The organism is Spirosoma fluminis, assembly GCF_054778895.1.
In genome coordinates, this window is sequence record NZ_BAAGZD010000016.1 from 57,945 (window position 1) to 79,019 (window position 21,075).

General features: G+C 48.3%; 19 protein-coding genes and 1 tRNA gene. All 20 read right to left on the reverse strand.

Translation table 11 applies throughout. The features are described from left to right. Positions 1 to 5: 5 nt before the first annotated feature. Positions 6 to 1,175: an NADH-quinone oxidoreductase subunit NuoH gene (nuoH, locus tag ACYVBJ_RS18310; RefSeq protein ID WP_460983752.1), complete on the reverse strand. Its 1,170-nt coding sequence runs from the start codon at positions 1,173 to 1,175 to the stop codon at positions 6 to 8. A gap of 26 nt (positions 1,176 to 1,201) precedes the next feature. Further along, positions 1,202 to 2,284, reverse strand: a complete 1,083-nt coding sequence (locus ACYVBJ_RS18315; RefSeq protein WP_460983753.1) for an NADH-quinone oxidoreductase subunit G — start codon at positions 2,282 to 2,284, stop codon at positions 1,202 to 1,204. Positions 2,285 to 2,350: 66 nt separating this feature from the next. Next, positions 2,351 to 3,691 (reverse strand): NADH-quinone oxidoreductase subunit NuoF, encoded by a 1,341-nt coding sequence (gene nuoF / locus ACYVBJ_RS18320; RefSeq protein WP_460983754.1) that lies wholly within the window; start codon positions 3,689 to 3,691, stop codon positions 2,351 to 2,353. Positions 3,692 to 3,698: 7 nt separating this feature from the next. Continuing rightward, a complete protein-coding gene (nuoE, locus tag ACYVBJ_RS18325; RefSeq protein ID WP_460983755.1) occupies positions 3,699 to 4,199 on the reverse strand; it encodes an NADH-quinone oxidoreductase subunit NuoE in 501 nt (166 codons plus the stop codon). Between the two features lie 16 nt (positions 4,200 to 4,215). Continuing rightward, positions 4,216 to 5,454 carry an NADH dehydrogenase (quinone) subunit D gene (nuoD, locus tag ACYVBJ_RS18330; RefSeq protein ID WP_460983756.1) on the reverse strand — a complete coding sequence of 413 codons (1,239 nt, stop codon included), beginning with the start codon at positions 5,452 to 5,454 and terminating at the stop codon, positions 4,216 to 4,218. 14 nt (positions 5,455 to 5,468) lie between these two features. Then, a complete protein-coding gene (locus ACYVBJ_RS18335) occupies positions 5,469 to 5,969 on the reverse strand; it encodes an NADH-quinone oxidoreductase subunit C (protein ID WP_460983757.1) in 501 nt (166 codons plus the stop codon). Between the two features lie 74 nt (positions 5,970 to 6,043). Continuing rightward, entirely contained in the window at positions 6,044 to 6,589 is a 546-nt protein-coding gene (locus tag ACYVBJ_RS18340) for an NADH-quinone oxidoreductase subunit B (RefSeq protein WP_460983758.1), read from the reverse strand. A 65-nt stretch (positions 6,590 to 6,654) separates the two neighbouring features. After that, on the reverse strand, positions 6,655 to 7,026 hold the full coding sequence (locus ACYVBJ_RS18345) for an NADH-quinone oxidoreductase subunit A (protein ID WP_460983759.1): 372 nt from the start codon (positions 7,024 to 7,026) through the stop codon (positions 6,655 to 6,657). Between the two features lie 201 nt (positions 7,027 to 7,227). Continuing rightward, positions 7,228 to 9,378 (reverse strand): T9SS type A sorting domain-containing protein, encoded by a 2,151-nt coding sequence (locus ACYVBJ_RS18350; RefSeq protein WP_460983760.1) that lies wholly within the window; start codon positions 9,376 to 9,378, stop codon positions 7,228 to 7,230. A gap of 173 nt (positions 9,379 to 9,551) precedes the next feature. Next, positions 9,552 to 12,488: a T9SS type A sorting domain-containing protein gene (locus ACYVBJ_RS18355; RefSeq protein WP_460983761.1), complete on the reverse strand. Its 2,937-nt coding sequence runs from the start codon at positions 12,486 to 12,488 to the stop codon at positions 9,552 to 9,554. Positions 12,489 to 12,581: 93 nt separating this feature from the next. After that, complete coding sequence (gene obgE / locus ACYVBJ_RS18360) at positions 12,582 to 13,592, reverse strand: GTPase ObgE (RefSeq protein ID WP_460983762.1); 1,011 nt, start codon at positions 13,590 to 13,592, stop codon at positions 12,582 to 12,584. Positions 13,593 to 13,641: 49 nt separating this feature from the next. After that, entirely contained in the window at positions 13,642 to 14,220 is a 579-nt protein-coding gene (locus ACYVBJ_RS18365; protein ID WP_460983763.1) for an adenylate kinase, read from the reverse strand. A gap of 172 nt (positions 14,221 to 14,392) precedes the next feature. Further along, positions 14,393 to 16,165 (reverse strand): tetratricopeptide repeat protein, encoded by a 1,773-nt coding sequence (locus tag ACYVBJ_RS18370; RefSeq protein ID WP_460983764.1) that lies wholly within the window; start codon positions 16,163 to 16,165, stop codon positions 14,393 to 14,395. A gap of 87 nt (positions 16,166 to 16,252) precedes the next feature. Further along, positions 16,253 to 17,185, reverse strand: coding sequence for a PstS family phosphate ABC transporter substrate-binding protein (locus ACYVBJ_RS18375; protein WP_460983765.1), 933 nt, complete (start codon positions 17,183 to 17,185; stop codon positions 16,253 to 16,255). Further along, the gene (locus tag ACYVBJ_RS18380; protein ID WP_460983766.1) at positions 17,178 to 17,399 is read right to left on the reverse strand and encodes a hypothetical protein; all 222 of its coding nucleotides are present in this window, start codon (positions 17,397 to 17,399) and stop codon (positions 17,178 to 17,180) included. Before ACYVBJ_RS18380 ends, ACYVBJ_RS18375 begins: the two co-directional genes overlap by 8 nt. Positions 17,400 to 17,406: 7 nt before the next feature. Beyond that, positions 17,407 to 18,231, reverse strand: coding sequence for an energy transducer TonB (locus ACYVBJ_RS18385; protein ID WP_460983767.1), 825 nt, complete (start codon positions 18,229 to 18,231; stop codon positions 17,407 to 17,409). A gap of 5 nt (positions 18,232 to 18,236) precedes the next feature. Then, positions 18,237 to 18,773, reverse strand: a complete 537-nt coding sequence (locus ACYVBJ_RS18390) for an ExbD/TolR family protein (protein ID WP_460983768.1) — start codon at positions 18,771 to 18,773, stop codon at positions 18,237 to 18,239. A gap of 96 nt (positions 18,774 to 18,869) precedes the next feature. Next, positions 18,870 to 19,496 (reverse strand): ExbD/TolR family protein, encoded by a 627-nt coding sequence (locus ACYVBJ_RS18395; RefSeq protein WP_460983769.1) that lies wholly within the window; start codon positions 19,494 to 19,496, stop codon positions 18,870 to 18,872. Positions 19,497 to 19,569: 73 nt separating this feature from the next. Continuing rightward, positions 19,570 to 20,406 carry a MotA/TolQ/ExbB proton channel family protein gene (locus ACYVBJ_RS18400; protein ID WP_460983770.1) on the reverse strand — a complete coding sequence of 279 codons (837 nt, stop codon included), beginning with the start codon at positions 20,404 to 20,406 and terminating at the stop codon, positions 19,570 to 19,572. A 555-nt stretch (positions 20,407 to 20,961) separates the two neighbouring features. Further along, positions 20,962 to 21,035: transfer RNA gene (locus tag ACYVBJ_RS18405), tRNA-Pro, on the reverse strand. Positions 21,036 to 21,075: the final 40 nt, after the last annotated feature.

Below are 21,075 nucleotides of genomic sequence, written 5' to 3' on the forward strand. Positions count from 1 at the left end.
TTGACTTATACTGTACGTTGTTGAACCACCTGCCGTTTGGGGGCGCGGGCCGTTGAGGCAACAGCCAGTACAATCATTACTATAGCAATTAACCAGGTTGCGTATTTAAAATCAAACAGCAAACCCGCACCGGTTATAACTACATTTAGAATAGACAGCGGAATAAAAGTTTTCCAGCCTAAATTCATGAGCTGATCGTAGCGGAAGCGTGGAAGCGTCCACCGAACCCACATGAAAAAGAAGATGAAAAAGAAGATTTTGGCGAAGTAAACAACAAAGCCGATCGCTGTTGCTACGTTGTGACCCGCTACGGCACCCAGCGAAGTTTCCAGCGCTCCGTTCACCATATCCATAAAGGGATAATGGAAGCCGCCGAAATACAAAGCCGAGATAAAGGCCGACGAAACAAACATGTTGATGTACTCAGCGAACAGGTAGAAGCCGAGCTTCATAGAGCTGTACTCTGTGTGATAGCCGCCAACAAGTTCCGTTTCGCACTCGGGCAGGTCAAAGGGGGTACGGTTACATTCCGCAAATGCACACGTCAGGAAAATAACGAAGCCCAACGGCTGCGTGAAAATATTCCATTCGAAGAACGTAGCCTGTTCGTCAATAATCGCCCGTAACGAAAGCGAGCCCGTCATCATCAGGATCGTAATCAGTGACAGACCTAAGGCGATTTCGTAGCTGATATTTTGAGAGGCAGCCCGGATCGCGCCCAGCAGTGAGAACTTGTTGTTAGACGCCCAGCCACCGACCATGATGCCATAAACGCCCAGCGAAACCACACCAAAGATGTATAATACACCAATGTTAATTTCGATAGCCTGTAATGGCACTTCGTAATTAATGTTGTCCCAGGCAAATCGAATGGTATCGCCGAACGGAATAACCGCACTCGACATCAAAGCCGTTAATATAGCCAGACAGGGGCCGAGTATAAACAGCCACTTACTAGCCTGCGATGGGATGAAATCCTCTTTAAAGAACATTTTACCCGCATCGGCAACGGGTTGCAGTAAACCCCATGGACCCGCCCGGTTAGGGCCAATCCGGTCCTGCAAAAACGCAGCCACCTTACGCTCTGCGTAGGTAGAATACATCGCAATGAGGAGGGTTATCCCGAAGATGACCAGGATAATCAGACCTTTGGCGATTAATATGGTTGAATCCACTGTAGTTTACTGGTTAGATTTGATGATCATGGTTCTGGCTCCAGTGCCGAAGGAAGCTTCGCAAAGCGCTCAGGTGGTAATTGCTTGATCGACAGTTGTGACGTATCACGCTCGTCGTGGATTGGCTTGTACTCAGCCGCGGCTAACCGTTTGCCAAAGCTTGGTTTGAGCTCGTCTTTGCGGTATTTGTTAGCCGAAATAACCGAACTGCGTGAGATTTTGGTTGGTCCTTCAATTACCCAGTCGCTCGTTTTCTTTTTCTCGAAGCGGCAGGTGTTGCAGATAAACTCCGTAACCTCGTTCCATTCGTTCTTACGAGCCGTTACACGAATAACGTCCTCTCCCCGATACCACAGTATTACGTTACCGGAACACGTTGGACAATCGCGGTGGGCATCCACAGGTTTGGTAAACCAAACGCGGTTTTTGAAGCGATACGTTTTATCCGTTAAAGCACCAACCGGACACACATCAATGACATTGCCCGAAAAGTCGTTATCAACGGCTTTCTCAATATAAGTGCTTATCTCCGCAGCATCGCCCCGGCCTAATACGCCATGAACCCGCTTTTCGGTGATCTGGTCAGCCGTATATACACAACGATAACACAGAATGCACCGGGTCATGTGTAACTGAATATACGGGCCAATGTCCCGCTTCTCAAACGTCCGACGGTCTTCTTCGTACCGGGTCGTGGCCCGGCCGTGATCAAACGCAAAGTTCTGCAGATCGCACTCGCCAGCCTGATCGCATACTGGGCAGTCTAGTGGGTGATTCAGCAATAAAAACTCGACAACCCCGTTTCGGGCTTCAAGCACCTGCGGGCTGGTCGTGTTTTCGACGACCATTCCATCTTGGACAGCCGTTAAGCAGGAAGCTACCAGTTTAGGCATTGGGCGCGGATCTTTCTCCGATCCGGCGGCTACTCGTACCAGACAGGCGCGGCATTTGCCACCGCTACCTTTTAACGGCTGATAATAACACATGGCCGGAGGAGCCACCTCTGGACCAATTTTTCGAGCAGCCTGCAAAATGGTCGTCCCCGGCTCGACCTCAACCTGAATGCCGTCGATGGTGACTTTTACTAATTGCGGCTTTACATCTTCCATATTAATAATGCGGCTACAAGTCGCAGCTTGGTCTAACTAATTAAGCAGCTTGAACACTACTACGTATTATACTAAGGCCATATCGCCCCGGTAAACGGCACCCGGCTGGGTCGCTTCAGTGGGGTTATCAATATGCCACTGGAACTCATCCCGGAAGTGTCGGATGGCGCTGGCAACCGGCCAGGCAGCCGCATCCCCAAGCGGGCAAATGGTATTTCCTTCTATCTTTTTGGCAACATCAACCAACAAGTCAATATCATGCTGATGGCCATGACCATACTCGATTCGGTGCAGCACCTTTTCCATCCATCCCGTTCCTTCACGGCACGGACTACACTGGCCGCAGGATTCGTGGTGGTAAAAACGTGAGAAATTCCAGGTGTTACGTACGATACAGGCCGTTTCGTCGAAGACAATAAAGCCACCCGAACCCAGCATTGTACCCGTCTGGAACCCACCGTCTGATAAAGATTCGTACGACATCAGCCGCTTCTCGCCATTCGCCAGAGTCAGAGCAAGGTTAGCCGGTAAAATGGGTACCGAGGAACCACCCGCTACCAAGGCTTTGAACTTATGACCAGGACGAATGCCACCGCACCACTCGTCAGCGTAAATAAAATCTTCTACCGGGACACCCAGCTCGATTTCATAAACGCCCGGCTTGTTGATATGACCAGATGCTGAAATAAGCTTTGTACCCGTACTGCGGCCTATGCCGATAGCCGCATAAGCATCGCCACCGTTGTTAACGATCCAGGACGTAGTGGCAATCGACTCAACGTTATTGACAACAGTCGGGCACTGATATAGGCCCTTTACCGCCGGGAATGGTGGTTTGTTACGTGGGTTGCCGCGTTTGCCTTCGAGTGATTCCAGCAGAGCGGTTTCTTCGCCACAGATGTAAGCGCCCCCACCGGGTTGCACAATAAGCTCAAGATCGTAGCCGCTACCCAGAATATTTTTACCCAGGAAGCCTTTGGCTGTTGCTTCAGCAATGGCCTTTTCGAGGATGTGAATCACGTACATCAACTCACCACGAACATAGATGAACGACTTGTTCGCACCCAGCGCAAACGACGAGATAATCATTCCCTCGATCAAAAGATGGGGAAGATTTTTCATCAGGTAATGATCTTTGAACGTTCCGGGCTCCGATTCGTCCGCGTTACAGACGAGGTAGCGGGGAACACCTTCGGGTTTGGCCAGAAAGCTCCATTTCATGCCCATTGGGAACCCGGCACCACCCCGGCCCCGAACGCCCGCTTTTTTTACTTCTTCAACGATGGCTTCCGGCGTCATCGTTTTCAACGCTTTTTCAACGGCTGTGTATCCGCCTTGTTTCCGGTATACATCGAAGGCTTCGATGCCGGGAACGTTGATATATTCGGTTAATATCTTAGTAGCCATGTGTGCGTTATTTCGACAACTCATCAATGATCTCGTCCACGCGCTCGTTCGTAAGATTCATGTAATACTTCTCACGAATCTGGAAAACAGGACCCATGCCACAGGCAGCCAGGCACTCCACCTCTTTCAGGGTGAATCGGCCATCCACGGTTGTTTGTCCGGTTTCTATACCCAGGCGTTGCTTTAAATGAGCCAATACATCCTCTCCGCCCATCAAGCAGCATGGACCTGTGCGGCAGTATTCTATTACGTGTTTACCAACCGGATCGAGATGGTACATCGTATAAAACGTGGCCACTTCATACACTTCGATGGGTTGGATATCCAGCATCCGAGCTACGTAATCCATCCCTTCCGGACTGGTCCAGCCTTCCTGTTCCTGCAACAGGTGGAGCAGCGGAAGTAAGGCTGACTTTTGCTTTCCTTCCGGATAACGTGCGATTATCTCCTGCGCTTTGGTCAGCCGCTCAGGTGTAAATTGAACGGTATTATTGGTTTCAGTCGTCATAAAGTTTCGGCAGGTTTTAAGCGTCTAACTCACCAGCGATCACGTTCATACTACTCATAATCACGATGGCGTCGGATAGCGTCAAGCCTTTGCACATTTCCGGGTAAGCCTGATAGTAAATAAAACACGGCCGACGGAAGTGCAGGCGGTAGGGTGTGCGGCCCCCATCACTAATCAGATAAAAGCCTAATTCGCCATTACCCCCCTCAACGGCATGATACACTTCCCCAACTGGTGCGTCAATTTCGCCCATCACAATCTTGAAGTGATAAATGAGGGCTTCCATATTTTTATACACTTCCTGCTTGGGAGGAAGGTAATACTGGGGAGCGTCTGCGTAATACGAACCTTCGGGCAGATTATTTATTGCCTGCTCAATGATTCGCAGGCTTTGCCACATCTCTTCGTTACGTACCATGAAGCGGTCGTACGTGTCGCCATTCTGACCAATGGGAATATCAAACTCGAAGTCTTCGTACGACGAGTAGGGATTCATAACCCGCACGTCATAGTCTACCCCGGCAGCGCGTAGGTTAGGACCGGTAAAGCCGTAGCTCAAAGCCCGCTCGGCAGAGATACCGCCCACGTTAACGACGCGGTCCATAAAAATCCGGTTGCGGTTGAACAGGTTTTCAAACTCGCGCAGCACTTTCGGGAAGCGTACCAGCAATTCTTTGATCTTACGAATAGCCGTGGGCGACAAGTCCCGTTCCATCCCACCGATACGTCCCATGTTGGTGGTTAAGCGGGCTCCACAAACTTCTTCGTAGATCTCGTAGATGTTTTCCCGCTCCTGATATACATAAAGGAAGCCGGTGAACGCACCGGTATCCACACCCAGAATACCGTTGCAAATGACGTGGTCAGCCAATCGGGCCAATTCCATCATGATAACCCGTATGTATTGCGCCCGTTTTGGAACTTCAATATCCAACAGCTTTTCCACCGTCATGTGCCATCCCATGTTGTTAATAGGGGAGGAGCAGTAATTCATTCGATCGGTGAGCGTAGTTATTTGGTAAAAGGGACGACGCTCCGCAATCTTTTCAAAAGCACGGTGAATGTAACCGATGGTCTGTTCGCTCGACACAATCTTTTCACCATCCATTTGCAGAACGTTCTGAAAAATGCCGTGCGTAGCAGGGTGGGTTGGGCCAAGATTGAGCGTTGTCAGCTCATTCACGTACTGAACGGGTCCGTTATCGTTGCGAGCCGGAACGTTCTTGTTTGCTATATCGAGTTCTTCAGAAATCATCAGCTTGTTGATAGTTAACGGCCAAACAGGGCATCTATCTTATCTTCCCGGGTCGAATCCTCGAGCGGATATTGTTTGCGCATGGGGTGATAATCCATTTCTTCCATGTTCAGAATACGGCGCAGATCGGGGTGCCCATCGAAAATCACGCCATACAGATCGAAGGTTTCACGCTCCATCCAGTTCGCACTGGCAAACAACGCAGTAGCCGTTGGTATGTGAACGTCTTCCGCAGCCAGAAACACCTTAATACGTATCCGGAAGTTGTTGACCAGGCTATGCAGGTGATAAACCACGCAAAACTCCTGGCCAGGAGAATCCGGGTAATGCACGGCCGTAATATCAGTAAGAAAGCCGACCTGCAGGGATTTGTGGGCTTTCAGGTATTGAATAACCGGGATAATCTGTTCCCGAGTAGTAGAGAACGTAAGGAGATCAAATGGATCGTCAAAATCACTTACAGACTCGCCAAACTGGTTGATTATTGTCTGCGCAACTTCTTCGTTGGTCAGCATTTTCCGTATACGTGAATGGTAAGTGAGCGGATCGAGCAGCAATTTCAAACGTACTCAGCCTCCGCTCACTGTGATTATTGAATACTGTATGAATTTAACAGCTTCTGATAGTCTTCGGTGTTGCGTCGGCGCAGGGATTCATTTTTGGCTAACTCCTGAACCTGCATTACGCCATCCAGAATTTGCTCGGGGCGAGGTGGGCAACCGGGTACATACACGTCAACGGGTATGATCCGATCAATACCCTGCAACACGCTGTACGTATCAAAGATGCCGCCACTCGACGCACAGGCACCAATCGCAATTACCCAGCGTGGTTCGGCCATTTGCAGATACACTTGCTTAACAACCGGCGCCATCTTTTTGGCAATGGTACCCGCTACAAGCAACATATCGGCCTGGCGCGGAGAGAAACTGGGCCGCTCTGAGCCAAAACGGGCTAAGTCATAGTGCGACGCCATGGTTGACATAAACTCGATACCGCAGCAGGACGTCGCAAAAGGCAGAGGCCAAAGCGAATTTGCCCTGGCCAAACCAATAACTTTATCGAAAGAAGTGGCTGAAAACCCGGGTCCGTCGTAACTCGCCGGAGCTTCCGCCAGCTTAATATCAGTTGCCATATAAGTCGTTGATCTTGTTTAGTATAACAACGAAAACAAATGTTTTAAAATTCATTTGTCAAAACTTATTCCCACTTCAGAACACCCTTGCGGATGATGTAATAGAAGCCAGCTAGTAACAGACCCATAAACAGGACCATCTGGAGGAAGCCCTCTACACCCAATCCTTTAAAGTTGACCGCCCAGGGATACAGGAAGATTACTTCCACATCGAACAGAACGAACAGAATAGCAATCAAAAAGTACTTAATCGAAATCGGCGTACGGGCATCACCCTGAACAGGAATACCACATTCGAACGGATCGTCTTTCTTTTGGCTTTTGCGTTTTGGGCCGATAGAGTGCGTAACAATCATCGTTGTTACAATAAATCCAAGCGCCAGACCCAGTTGAATCAGTACTGGCAGATAGTCGGCTGGTAAGTATGATGCGTTCATACAGCGAATTAAAATGATGGCACAAAGGTAGCGATAAAACGTTGCAGCAGTAATACATGGCTGCAGGTTTGGCTGTGCCAATTGCATGTCAAAGATACAATATAAGCCCTGCTAAATCAACTTCGCAGATGGGCTTGTCCCAAAAACCAAAAGCTTCTCCCTTAGAAGAAGCTTTTGGTTCAGAATAGATGATTGATCCAGCTATCTGTTGATAACAATTCGTCGGGACACGTCAAACCCGGCCGATCGCACGCGGATGATATAAACACCCTGGGCCAGGCCAGACAGGTCGATGGCTTTACGCTCATCCAGCATCGCCACCCGGCTGGTAAACAGACGTTGGCCACTTAGCGAAAATACGTCAATATCGGCGTTCTGGAAGTTTTCTATCGTTTCTATCGTAACAATTCCATCGCTGGATGGATTCGGGTAGACGCTCAACCCGCCGTTCGATTCTTCAAACGTAAAGGCTCTCAGTTGGCTGTAATCCGAATAACAAGTCAGGTTGTTGCCATCACTCACGGCAAATGTTGCCTTGGCGCGGGCTGAATAGTTTGCCGTAACAATAACCTTTACAACGGCACTATTCTGAGGAATCAGTTCAGAACCCCTGCGCCAGTCGAATAAATCCTGCTGGCCACCCGTTTGGGCCGGTAAAACAGCCTGTAACGTATACGTACCGATCTGTTCAACACTCGGCGTTGGAATCTTCGGACGTACGGTTAAATTGATAGAGCTTGTCTGCCCGGATTGACAGCCATAAATGTTAACGGCACGCAGTGAATACGTGCCTGATTTGTCCAGCGCAATGGTTCGACTGGTGGCACTCGTGCTCCAGACGCCGGTACTGTTGGCGGATGTGTTGGCAATCAACGCCAGCGATGAATCGGCGCATACCTGCTGCTGCGGATCAGCGATACGGTTCGGCTGGCTGACTAACGAGATCGTGGGTGTTGTGGGTTGAAGAGGGGCCTGCACATCAACCGTTGGTGACAGGAACGTATTGCCGTTCTTATCTTTAATAACGGCTCTATAGACGCCCGGTTGAGCAATCGACAGATTCTGTCCGGTTTGTCCATTACTCCAGGTATACGTCCTGTACAGATTCGGTAAACTGACAGCTAAACTATTGTTTGATGGCGTGCACGTTACAGATACAACCGGCGATGGCAGAGGAGGTAAAGGACGGGAACTAGCAAAGAAGACAGCATTCAAACTTTCAAACCAGGCTTGCCCTAGTTGCCTTAGACCTTCCTGTCCGAAGTGTACCTCACCTTCGTACCGGGGCACTTGAATATTATCCGTAAAAGGACCGGCAAATACGTTGTTGTTGTACGTATTGATGACGTCGTTCTGTGCTTGTATAATGTCCTGACTTACTTGTCCGGCATTGTAAGAAGAGCGGGCAAGCACCCAGGCCGGATAACGATCCGTATCGGCACGGGTTTTGTTGATGATATACTGCATATCATCGCCATAAGCTTTGCGGGTAGAATGCAGCGGAACGTTATCGTTCTCACCCTGTTGCCACAACACCGCCCGTAGACCTTGTAATGAACAGTAATAACGTAACGCAATGACCAGATTGGCGTAGGGCATCCCCACTGGAAAATTCTCATCCGGCGTACCGAGTGCAAAAATGTTTTTAGTCACCTTACCGTCCGAACTTTCGCGCCAGTTTTTGATAACCGTAGCCTGCCAGGCGGTATTGATAAACAACACGGGAACATTATTCTGCCGAGCGATCAGATCGCCCAGAATGCCCCAGCACCAGGCGCTCTGACCGCGGGGACCAATCAACGAGTTGGCACTTAGCTGTTGAAACGTGGGCGCTGGTGGATCGTTCAGCGACTGGGCCACCGTATTGTCGTAAACCACACAGTTGACCCGGTCATCCGCTGCCGCTACCGCTCCAAAATTCTGAAATCCCTGCGCATTCGACTGGCCGGTTATAATAAACACTTCGCCAATCCCTACTTTGCGGACAACGTCAGCACCAATCGCTTTCCCCTGCGCCAGAACCTGCACTTCTAATCGGTACCAGCCGCCTTTTGCCTTCAAAGATCCTTGAAAAACACCGCCCCGTGGATTCCGTTGAACCGTTACCCAGTCGGTGTTTATTCCTTGGCCGGCTACTTCGGCCACTACCCTTGCCTGAACGCTATCGATAGGCTGATAGTAGTTTCCCGAGAGATAAATGGTGCTTGTATTGTCGTTTTCACGTTGAAAAACGGCCCGGCTCTCAGGGTACGTTAATTTTACGATCTGGCCTGTGCCCTGCCCAAACCCTACAAAAGGTGTGGTAAAGCCACAGAACGCCAGAACAAAAAATAATAGATAGTGCTTGTTCATTCGTCTTGTCTCTTACGTAGCGCTACTTATACTTATTGCCTCCTACAGAAAGCAAAAATCAAACCGTCGGCAAAACAATACCTTACGGTTTACAATCCGGTTTGGATTGCATCTAAGTAAAGTACAAATTTAAGGCTAACTTTTATGATTGAACGGTAGGTTTGCCGATTATATTACAAACCTAATATAATTCGTTTCGAGACATCAAAATCAGCGGCCTTCACGCGGATAATGTAAGGTCCGGAAGGGAGGCCCGTTAAAACAAGCTGCTTACGTTCATCAACAGACGGAATAAGGTACGTATTGACTACCTGACCGTTCAATGTGTATAGGGTAACTTCGGCATTTCTCAGGTTGGCCTGCGTTTCCAACAGAATAACCTTATCCGGACTAGGGTTAGGATACAGGCTGAGCCCTCTGTTGCTCAGGTCAGCAGTGAATGTAAAGGGAGCTGAAGGCAACGAAAAGCAGGTGAGCGATTCGGGGTAAATAATCGAAGCGCGAGCGGTATACGTGCCTGATTGATTGGCCTTGATAACTCCGGTTTGCGCAGCTAGTGAATCGGTACCCCGATACCACCGATACTGCGTGCCGTTGCTTGAACTGATGGCCTCAAGCGTGTACGTACCGATTGCATTGATCGTTGGTGCAGGTGGAAGCGGTCTCAGTTCGACGGTCGTGTTGCCTGCCTGAGCTGATATACATCCATTAACGTCCCGAATTCGTGCTGAATAGGTGCCCGCTAGATTTGTGCTTATACTTTGTGTTGAGTCGCCCGTGCTCCAGAACACTGTGTAGGGTCCGTCAACCCGCAGGGTTATCCGGTCCCCTTCACAAATAATTGGTGGTCGATTTGACGCAATGGTGGGTGTTGCTGGCAACGGGTTCACCTTTACAGCGATGATCGACGAAAAAGGTGACAAACAGCCGTTCTGGTCGCGGGATTGTACGGTGTAGTTACCGGATGTACTAACCGTGATGGATTTATCGGTTTGGCCGCTTGACCAGAGCACAGCCAGCGGGCTGTTCGCATTCAACGTAACTCGGTTGCCTTCGCAGAAGGTAGTTGCGCCAGCGGCTGATACCGACGGCGATTGGGGCAAAGGATTAACCTGGATGGCCACTACATCCGATGGCACCGACGTACAACCAAACTGATTACGCGTCTGTACGGCAAAATTACCCGATTGGTTGATGGTTAAAGAGCGGGTCGTTTGCCCGTTGTTCCATTGATAAGCTACATTTTCCGGAGCTGTTAACGTAATGGTTCGGTCGGCACAGAACGTAGTAGGGCCACTGGCTGCAACAGCTGGTTTCGCTGGCACCGGATTCGTGACAACAACAATCGTATTCGACTGAGCAGACGTACACCCATTCTGATCGGTTACCGTCAAAAAGTAAGACCCCGAAGAACCTACACTGATCGCCTGGCCTTGCTGACCGCTGCTCCAGTTGTATTGCACATTGTTGTTACTGGCACGTAGTACCGTATTGTCGCCCTGACAAAATGTTGTTGGCTTTTCATTAGCAACAACCGGCGTAGGCGGCAAAGGATTAACGGCTACGTTGACAACGTTTGAGGTAAACTCACATCCTGTTACGTCCCGGTAGCGGACGTAATAAGCGCCTGCAGACGTGGTTCGGAAGGTGCGGGTTGTGGCAATAGTTGCGTTATTCTGCTGATTTATCCAGGTAACGCTCTCGTAGTTTGAGGTCAGTCCTAAGTCGCTGCCTTCACAGACGGAAGGGGGGCGATTGTCTACCACAGACGCAACCGGTTGGTCCGCGATTCGAACTTGTCCGGTAAAGAACGTATTGCCTAATCCATCTTTTACTTTCGCGCGGTACAGACCAGACCCTTTGGTGATGCTATTCCCCGTTTCTCCGGATTCCCATTGAATTGAGGAATAATTGCCGTTGACCGTAAGCGTTACGTTGTTATTCGGAGCACAAGCCACTGAGATGGCTGGAGCGGGCGATGGACCAACTGGTGTTGAATTCTGAAAAAAGTTGTCGTTCAGATTACTGTTCCACGCATTGGCCAGGTCAATTAACCCTTCGAAGTCAAAGTGTAAACCCTCGATTTCAAAAAGAGGTGCCCGTTTGCGGGGTACCTGAATATTATCTGTTACCGGACCGTCAAATACGTTCGGTGTACTCGTTATCACCTGATTTTGAGCAGCTATAATTGCAGGGTCAGTTCCGCCAATAAAATCACCGTAACTCGTTCTCGCCACGACCCACGAAATATTGCGACCGTAATCCTGGCGGCTTTGGTTAATCACAAACTGCAGTTCACTGACGTAACGGCTTGTGCCCGTGTCAATTAAGTTATCGGCTTCTCCCTGCTCCCAAAGGACGGCTCTAACCCCAAGCATGTTAGCATAATATTGTAACGCAATTTTGAGGTTTATATAGGGCTGACGGCCTTCATAAGGTTGGCCATTGTACACCCCATAGGCTATGCCTCCCTCCGGGGCGCTTTCGCGCCAGTTGCGTACTGCTGTTCCGGTGAATGCTGCGTTAAAAAACATGACCGGTACGTTGAGCCGTTTTACGAGAATATCGCCTAACTGCCCCCAGCACCAGCTACCTACACCCCGCGGTGCAATTGTAAAACCAGGTGTGTTATCTACAATGGTGAACGAAGGAGTTGGTGGGTCGTTCGGAAATCCATTGTCTGGGTATCGATAATTAACACAGTTGACCCGGTCGTTGAGCGGGTTCGGCGCATTCTGGTGAACGCCCTGTGCGTTCGACTGGCCAGCTATTACAAATACTTCGCCCACGCCAATGCGTTCGACGACCGCCGGATTGCCCACTTGCTGATCCCCGCTCATCCCTCGAACTTCAAGGTTATACCAGCCCCCGGTAGCTGTGAAATCACCTACATACGTACCTACAGTTGGATTACCCTGAATGGTTCGCCAATCCGTTGTTGCACCCTGTCCATCGCGGGCAACCACTCTGGCTTCAATACGTGTAATACTGCCTGTAGTATAATAGCCCGTAATTCGGAAGGTTGCCTGATTGGAATTATTTCTTTGGAAGACAGCCCGGCTGGTAGGAAACGAAATCTGGATCTGACTTAGCGCTAGAAAAGGAAGCAATACTAAAAATAAAGTATTTGTAGCAACGCAAAAGTGTTTCATAGTTGTTTAAACGCAGCTAATCAAGCAGACCAATCCCTACACAAAAATGGATTATTGAACTGGCTCGTTAGCGGCCGTGAGATTTTGCCAAATTATATCTTTCAAGTGATCTAAGCCTTGCTGGGTTATTGATGAAATAAACGCCACGGGAAGCTTCTTGGGCAAATTGGCTTTCAATTGCTCTAAAGTTGCTTCGTCCACCAGATCCGTTTTGGTAATTGCCAGCATTCGAGTTTTGTCCATCAATTCTGGATTAAACTCGTGCAGTTCATTCAGTAATGTGTTGTACTCTTGCTTAATATCTTCACTATTGGCCGGAATCAGAAAAAGCAGAATTGAATTTCGTTCAATATGCCGCAAAAATCGTAATCCAAGTCCTTTTCCTTGTGACGCTCCTTCGATGATGCCGGGAATGTCGGCCATCACGAACGATTTGTATTCTCTATAGGCTACGACTCCCAGATTGGGTACAAGGGTTGTAAACGGGTAATCAGCAATTTCAGGACGAGCTGCTGAAAGCACAGACAAAAGCGTAGACTTACCCGCATTTGGAAAGCCAACGAGGCCTACATCCGCCAACAGTTTTAGCTCTAAAATCACCCATTCTTCGCGGCCAGGCTCGCCAGTCTGAGCGTATAAAGGCGCCTGCTGCGTTGCTGTTTTGAAATGATCGTTACCTAAGCCACCCCGGCCTCCCGGAAACAGAATTAGCTCCTGACCATCTTCAGTGATCTCGGCTAGCTTCTCATTTGATTCTGGATTCCGCGCAATCGTGCCAAGTGGAACTTCCAGTATCACGTCTTCGCCTTGGGCTCCGCTTCGGCGGCCACCTTCGCCAGCTACGCCGTTACCCGCCTTTACGTGTTTGCGGTACTTAAGGTGAAGTAACGTCCAGAGTTGTGCGTTACCGCGTAAAATAATATGACCTCCCCGGCCGCCGTCTCCACCATCCGGACCGCCTTTAGGGGTATGCTTTTCCCGCCGGAAGTGCACAGAACCTGCTCCACCCGCTCCCGAGCGACAGTTAATCTTTACGTAATCAATAAAATTTGATGAAGCCATAGTTGTCTAATCCGCACGTTACTGAACCCCTGGCTCACCGTCAGCGCTGTTAATCCGTGGATTCTTTGATCTTCTGACATATTCCCTGGAATATATCATCGATATCACCGATCCCATCAATTGCTTTATACTTCTGTTGTTGATCGTAATAGTCAGCTACAGGTTTAGTTTCAGTATTGTATACACTAACCCGCCGACGGGCTGTAGTCTCGTCACGGTCATCGGCCCGGCCCGATGTTTCACCCCGCTTCAATAAACGACGTATTAATTCTTCATCGTCTACTACCAGGGCGATCATAGTGGTAATCTGCGTATTATACTGCGCTAACAGTTGATCGAGTGCCTGTGCCTGCGGTACAGTACGTGGAAATCCGTCAAAAATAAACCCTGCTGCCGATCGATTCTCCTGTAGTTTGTGATCAATCATGCCGATCACTACCTCATCAGGAACAAGTAAGCCTTGATCCATCAATTGTTTGGCTCGCAATCCCAGCTCAGTGCCTGCTGCAATTTGTGACCGCAGTAAATCGCCCGTTGATAAGTGAACCAAATTGTATTTGTTAATCAATTTTTCGCTTTGAGTGCCTTTCCCGGCACCCGGTGGGCCAAACAGTACAAGGTTAAGCATATAGCCTCTAGTGGGTAGTGTCGTTCAGTCAAAATTTGCGCCCGCAAAGTTACAACTCCCCTTGGTAAATAATAATGATTGCTTTGAGCGGTTAGAGGTTTTTATTATTAGGAAAATAAAAGAGCGCAGCCGTTATGACTGCGCTCTTTTTATCTACGTAACCTGACAGCTTCTATTCGCTGGCGGTTGATTTTTTAGCTGGTGCCTTTGTTGTCGGCTTTGCACCTGGTTTAGCCCCTGGTGCTGCCGCTTTAGGGCCTTCCAAGGCCTTTTTAACATCGGCATCGTTAGGATCTATTTCAAGCACCTTATTGAAGTATTCCTTTGCTTTAGCATCATCTTTCCTAGCTAGGTTGTAACCTGCCAGCGCTTTGTAAGCCGTTATCATATACTTCTGATAACTCTGCTTTTTAGCCGCATCAGCCTCAGCATTTGCCTGCTCAAGGAACTTTTCATACATAGGCACAGCCGTACCGTTTGCTAAAGCCTGCTTAGGATCTGCATAGTAAGTTGCCTGTGCTCGGTAATAATAAGCCAGCGGATATGTCTGACCGTCTGCTTCAATCCGTTGGGCCATCTGAGCAAAAGCTGAGTCAGCTTTCAGGTAATACTGCTGCTTCACCTGACGGATTTGCGCTGTATCCATTGGTGCTGCTGAGCTATCACGACCTACACGGGGAGCATACTGATAACTAGCCAATCCTAACCATAGATAGTCATTGTTTTGTGGCTTTTTATCGTTCTGAATTGTTTTAGTGTAATAAGTAGCCGCCTTATCGTACCGCTTGGTTTCGTAATATTTCTTAGCGATTTCACGATAAAGATTCTCCGTCGTATCCAAAGGAGCCGCTTTTTCCAGGTTTACGATGCTCAACGAATCGCCCTCTGGAGTCCCTAACTGACCATAAGCCCGGCCAAGGTACTTGTAGTCGTCATAGATCACTTTTTGAGGAGCATCCGTAACAAATTGATTCAGAGCTTGTACAGCTTCTGTGTTCTTACCTAAGGCAGTGTAAGCCCAACCATACATCCGATTGATAATTGGGTTATTTATCTTGCCCTTTAACTGGTCAAGATAAGCTGTGGCACCCTGATAATCTTCGGCCAGGAATTTATACCGTGCTACGTCAAGCAGTAATTCTGGATCCTGCGTACCACTTTTTTGTATGTACAATTCATAATTGCTGGCAGCAGGTTTGTAAGCGCGTGAATTTGCTAATGCATCGGCATAAGCCCGATACGTTGGAGCAAACTCAGGGTCTGTTTGAATCGCCAGCTTGAAATACTCCTGCGCCTTGGCATAGTTTTTACCCCGTAGATACAAACGCCCAATCTTGTAGTTTGCTTCTGCCAAATTTGGGCTGATTGCTAACGCATTCTCGTATTTTGAAATCGCGTTACCACCGTCATTTTTTAAGAAGTAAGCGTCGCCCATCAACATTTCGATTTCGGCGTTCTCATTCTTCTTGTCTTTCTCATCGGCAATCTGTAGTAAACGTAACGCTTCTGCCGGATCGTTTGTCTGCTCCGAAAGCGTGTACATTTCAGCGGCCCGGATCAACACGTTCTGGTCTTTACTTTTCGTTTGAGCAACAGCGTTGTCAATCAAGGTTTTTGCTGTAGCCCGGTCCTTTTTCATCAGGGCGACACCGGCCAGACCAATATTATTTAGTTGATTTTTGGCGTCAGCAGCGGCACCTTTTTCGAAGGTAGCTTTTGCCTGATCGACCTGACCACTTTTGAGATAATAATAACCTAAATAAAATTGATTCTCAGCCGATGGCGAACTACCCGCCAACTGAGTGAGTGTTTGACCTGCTTTGGTAAACCGCTCAGCCTCAATATCCTTGAGTGCTGTCTGGACGTCCTGGGCTTTAACAGGAGCAATCGCGATTGCTCCAACAAACAGGATGGTCAACAGCGATTTCTTCTGATTGTTCATCATGTATTTCAGGTTGGAAATGAGAAAAATGTTAGTGTTTATAAAACAGTCAACAAAACTAAATAATTGCAACTAAACCAAAAAACTTGCTTAGTCTACCAGATTAACCTCTCTATTATACGGTATTCTGGGCCATAAGCCCAATTTTCGAATAATAAGTGAGCCGGCATCCCGTGCCACATAATTGATCAATCCTCCGCCTAATCCCGGATGCGCTTCTCGGCTCAGTATATAGACAGGGCGTCGTAATGGGTAACGCTGCATGCCTAAATCTTCCTGAAAAGGCTGGTAGTAATCATCTCTGATCGTAGGATTTAACTTTGACGAAACACCTACCACACGAAGATCACGAGCTAACTCAACAGATAAAGGCTCGTCACCGTCACTAATCCAGTTGACACCAATAAATCCCAGTGCCGACGGGTTCTTACGCACAAACTCAATCACTTCGCGATTTGAACGGGTTGTGAAAATACGTAGCCCCTTAACTTCCTTTATTTTAAAAGTGTTTAATACAAATTCAAGATTACTGGAATTGTTGTTATCAAAAACCAGCGTTAAAGGCCCGGTTTGATTGCCTCCTTTCAGCTGTGACCATTGCTTTAGCTGACCGTTAAAGATGCCTTGCAATTCGTTCATCGTAATCAGGCTGTCTGTGTTTGCCTTATTGATGATCAGCGCCACGCCGTCCGTCGCAATCTTCTCAGTTGCCCCTTTTATCTTTCGTTTGTTTAACACGGCCTGCTCTGATGAAGTCAACGGTCGTGTAACTATTGCTAAACGAGCACTATCCTGAAGCATCATATTGATAGCTTCCTGCTCAGGTTTGTAAACAACCTTAAAGTGAGCGTCTGGATATATACCTGAATAGGCTGAAGTGAGCTGCATAACTAGCGGTTGGAACGACTCATCTGCGGCAACGACAATACTGCCCCGAGCCGGACTGTCTAACGCCGGTTTATCACTCCCACAGCTTAAAAAACCAGCTGCTAACCCGATACCCCACACAATACGTTTAATCATCTTCCTGAAAACGTTGATAGGCTCGATACGCCCGATAACTTCCGTAAATCAGCAGCAAAACCGCCATTCCATACCGAAGCAGACCGGGGTCAGGGAACACGCCAAAAGACTGAGAGGAGGCAATCAGTGCGATGCCTCCTCCCAAATAAGCCAGCGAAGCCAATACCGAAATATATAGTGTCAGCTGGGCTGGCCCCCGATTTCGTCCGCGCATAGACAAATTATTCCAGCGTGAAGTTGATCGGCAGGTTGTATTTTACCCGGACCGGACGACCTGACTGTTTACCAGGGCGCCACTTGGGCATGCTTTTTACAACACGAGTTGCTTCTTCGTCGGTACCGAAACCTAATCCTTTCAGCACTTGAACGTCCTGAATACTACCATCCGTATTTACGACGAAGCTTACGAATACGCGGCCAGATACGTTTGCCCGCTGAGCGGCTGCGGGGTAACGCAGGTTCTTCTGCAGATACTGACCAAGCGCAGCCATACCACCCGTAAACTCAGGCTGCTGTTCTACGACCGTGAAGATTTCTTCTTCTTTAGGGGCTGCTTCTACAGCAATCTCTACTTTCGTAGGAGCAGCTGTTGCCTCAGGGGCTGCAATCACTTCTTCAGCGTTCGGGTCACCTTCCTGTGTTTTCTCAGCTGCTACGGCTTCTTTCAACTCTTCGACGGCTGGCGGGGGTGTTTCTTCCGGCACCTCTTCATCCGGCTTTACTTCCGGCGGAAGGAATTTAACCGTATTTACCTTAGGCACTTCAACCGGTGGTGGCGGTGGCGGTGGCGGCTCGTTTGGATCAATCGGCGGTGGTGGAAGCTTCATTAAGTCTACTTCAACCATTGCCTGTTCTTCCTGCTCGGGAGTTAAAGCGGTAATAATAGTTGGAGCAAGTACACCCAGCGTAAATAAAACACCACCAATGATCAAGGCACGAGTGACCGTCTTCGGATAGGCTTTCCTTAATTCGTAGGCGCCATATGCCTGGTTCCGGTTCGCAAACACTATATCATCAAGTGTCGCGTTTTGAGGAGTTTCTGCCATGGTGTTTATACGTCTATCTTAACTTTGTCTTTGAGAAGCGCTTTCTCATCCGGAGTCAATACGTCCACGAGTGCGTACCGCTTCGTTTTGGTGATAGCCATCTCGTCCAATACATCAACCATATTCTTGTAGGTTGACTGTTTCGTTGGTTTGATAACCACTACGAACTTATCCCCACCTACTTTCCGCGCATTCTCCTGAATGGCTTGTCTGAACTCGTAACCGTAACCTATTGTCTTTACTTCTGGGTCTTCGTTGGCCGCTTTACCGAAAATGTAATGCGCTTTGTTATCCTTACCCAAGAAGACGGTCATTACGTTTGAAGCCTTGATCGGCTCGGTCTCTTCTTGTTTTGTTTTATCCGGCACGTTAAGCGTCATCGAAGACGGTTTGCTTAACGTAGTGGCAAGAATGAAAAAGGTGATGAGAAGAAATCCCAAGTCTACCATCGGCGTCATATCAACGCGGGTCGACGCTTTCTTGGAACGTACCTTACCACCGTCATGCTTACCACCACCGCCACCAGTGTTAATTTCTGCCATGGCAATTTGTGTTTAGTTGTTTGGCGTTTGTCTGCCCGATCAGTAGCTCATTAGATAATAACCTGCCAATCAAACAGACAAACCTTCAAACAATAGTTAGTCGGCTTTCCAACCTGCTGGTGGGGCTTCCGTCCCGGTAATGAGGTTGAATTTGTTGATATTCTGCGCTTGTAGCGTAGCCAGTACGTTCTTGAACTCAGGGAACTTGGCGAGGTTATCACCTTTCAAAGCAATCCGAAGTCCGTTGTTGGCCTTACGCGAGTTAAATACCCAATCTTTCAGCTCATTGTTCGCACCTGCGCCGGTAGAATCCGTAGGAATACCAGGCTGCTTAATTTTAGCCTGCTGTTCTTTAGAAAGGTTCAGGTACGACTTTAGCTGGTTGATTGGTAGACCAAAGTTCGACATCAGGGCAAACTCCTTCTTTTCTTTATCAGAGAAGGTAAGGCCTTTGGCAGCTGCGATGTTATCCAGCATAGTAATGCGATTTTGCTGGTTATCGATACCGAAATAGACTTTACCGTCTTTGCCGAGACCAATGGTCATAATGTCCTTATCAGGAACTTTGATGCCGGAGATAGACGACGGAGTTTCAATGCTGGCGGCATCCTGAGACCGAAACTGGGCCGTCAGGATAAAAAACGTCAGCAATAGAAACGCCACGTCGGTCATCGCGGTCATGTCCACTGAAGAACTGGCGCGTTTAATTTTAACTGCTGGCATGAGTTATTCTGTTTCTACTTGCCCGACCAATTCAGGACAAGTGGGTTAATTGAAACTTACTTTGCAATCTCGACTAATAGTGAGCTGCGAAGTTCTGCTGAATGCTCAGACCGATTTCGTCGATGTTGTACGTCAATACGTCAATGCGGCTGGTGAAGTAGCTGTACATGATCGTTGCAATAGCGGCTGTACCGATACCAAGAGCCGTGTTTACAAGGGCCTCAGAGATACCCGTTGACAGAGCGGCCGTGTCAGGCTGACCCGTGGCACCCATAGCTGCGAAAGCGCGGATCATACCAAGTACCGTTCCAAGCAGGGCGATAAGCGTCGATACCGAAGCCAGCGTTGCGATAATGGTCAGGTTTTTCTCCAGCATCGGCAATTCCAGCGTCGTTGCTTCTTCTACTTCCTTCTGGAGGGCGACCAGCTTCTGCTCTTTGTTCAGTTCGGTGTCGGTCGACAGTTGCTGATACTTCAACAGGGCCGTTTTTACAACGTTACCGATTGAACCTTTCTGACGGTCACATTCCTGAATAGCGGCTGCTACGTCATTGCGATCCAACAGGCTTTTCACTTTACGAACGAAATCGTCGATCGAACCTGTACCGTTCGCGCGGCCGATGGTGAAAAAGCGCTCAATTGAGAAAACAAGCACTGTTAAGAAACAGGTGAACAGGATCGGTACGATAAATCCTCCCTTGTACACGGTGCCAAAATAGTCTCCGGGAAGGGGTTCTTTCGTGTTATCATTGTCCTGGAAGTGGCTGCCGTCACCGAAGACGAACATGTACGTCAGGATACCAATCAACAGCAGAACCGGAATGACAAATGCGGGGTTCAGACCGCCCGACGACTTCTTCTTTGGTGCCGATGCTTTGGCTGGTGCTGGAGAGGGAGTTTGTGTTTTCATTGGAACTGGACTGTAGGGTTAAAATTAAAAGTTGGTTTGCTCGGTAAAAAAAGTGAAAAATTTAGACTCTTTCGGTTTGCCCATCTAAAAATTTGATGGAAATGCCTTCAAACCTTCACAAAACTATGGCTTTTCTGGCTAAAACCACACAAAACAATGGAGCAAATCTTTCACTTTTATGGCAATCCAGTAATATTTACTTGGACATATTTTACTCTAGCGAGAAAGCTACATCCGGTGACTAAGCTTAATAAATCCTTGTTTGTCAATCAAACACACTCATTATCTCCGGTCTGAACAGGTAGGTATTCTTACGTTGGTGGTCCAGTGCTCATAAAATATTTGTTAAGATTTATAGTATTTGTTTACGTTGTCAACTAATTGCAGTTATCACATAGATGCAGGGATAGAATGAATTCCACAGCAGTTCCTAATTATTTTCCGGTTTTGTCTTAGCCGGTTACGGGCGCGGGTAGAGGTCGCTTCGGAAGACGTATGAGCACTGGTGATAAACGCAAAAAGCCGACTCTTTTGGTAAGAGTCGGCTTTGGTATGTCGGGATGGCGGGATTCGAACCCACGACCTCTTGCACCCCATGCAAGCACGCTACCAGGCTGCGCTACATCCCGAATGGGTTCGCAAAGGTAAGGATTATTGACAAGTATGCAA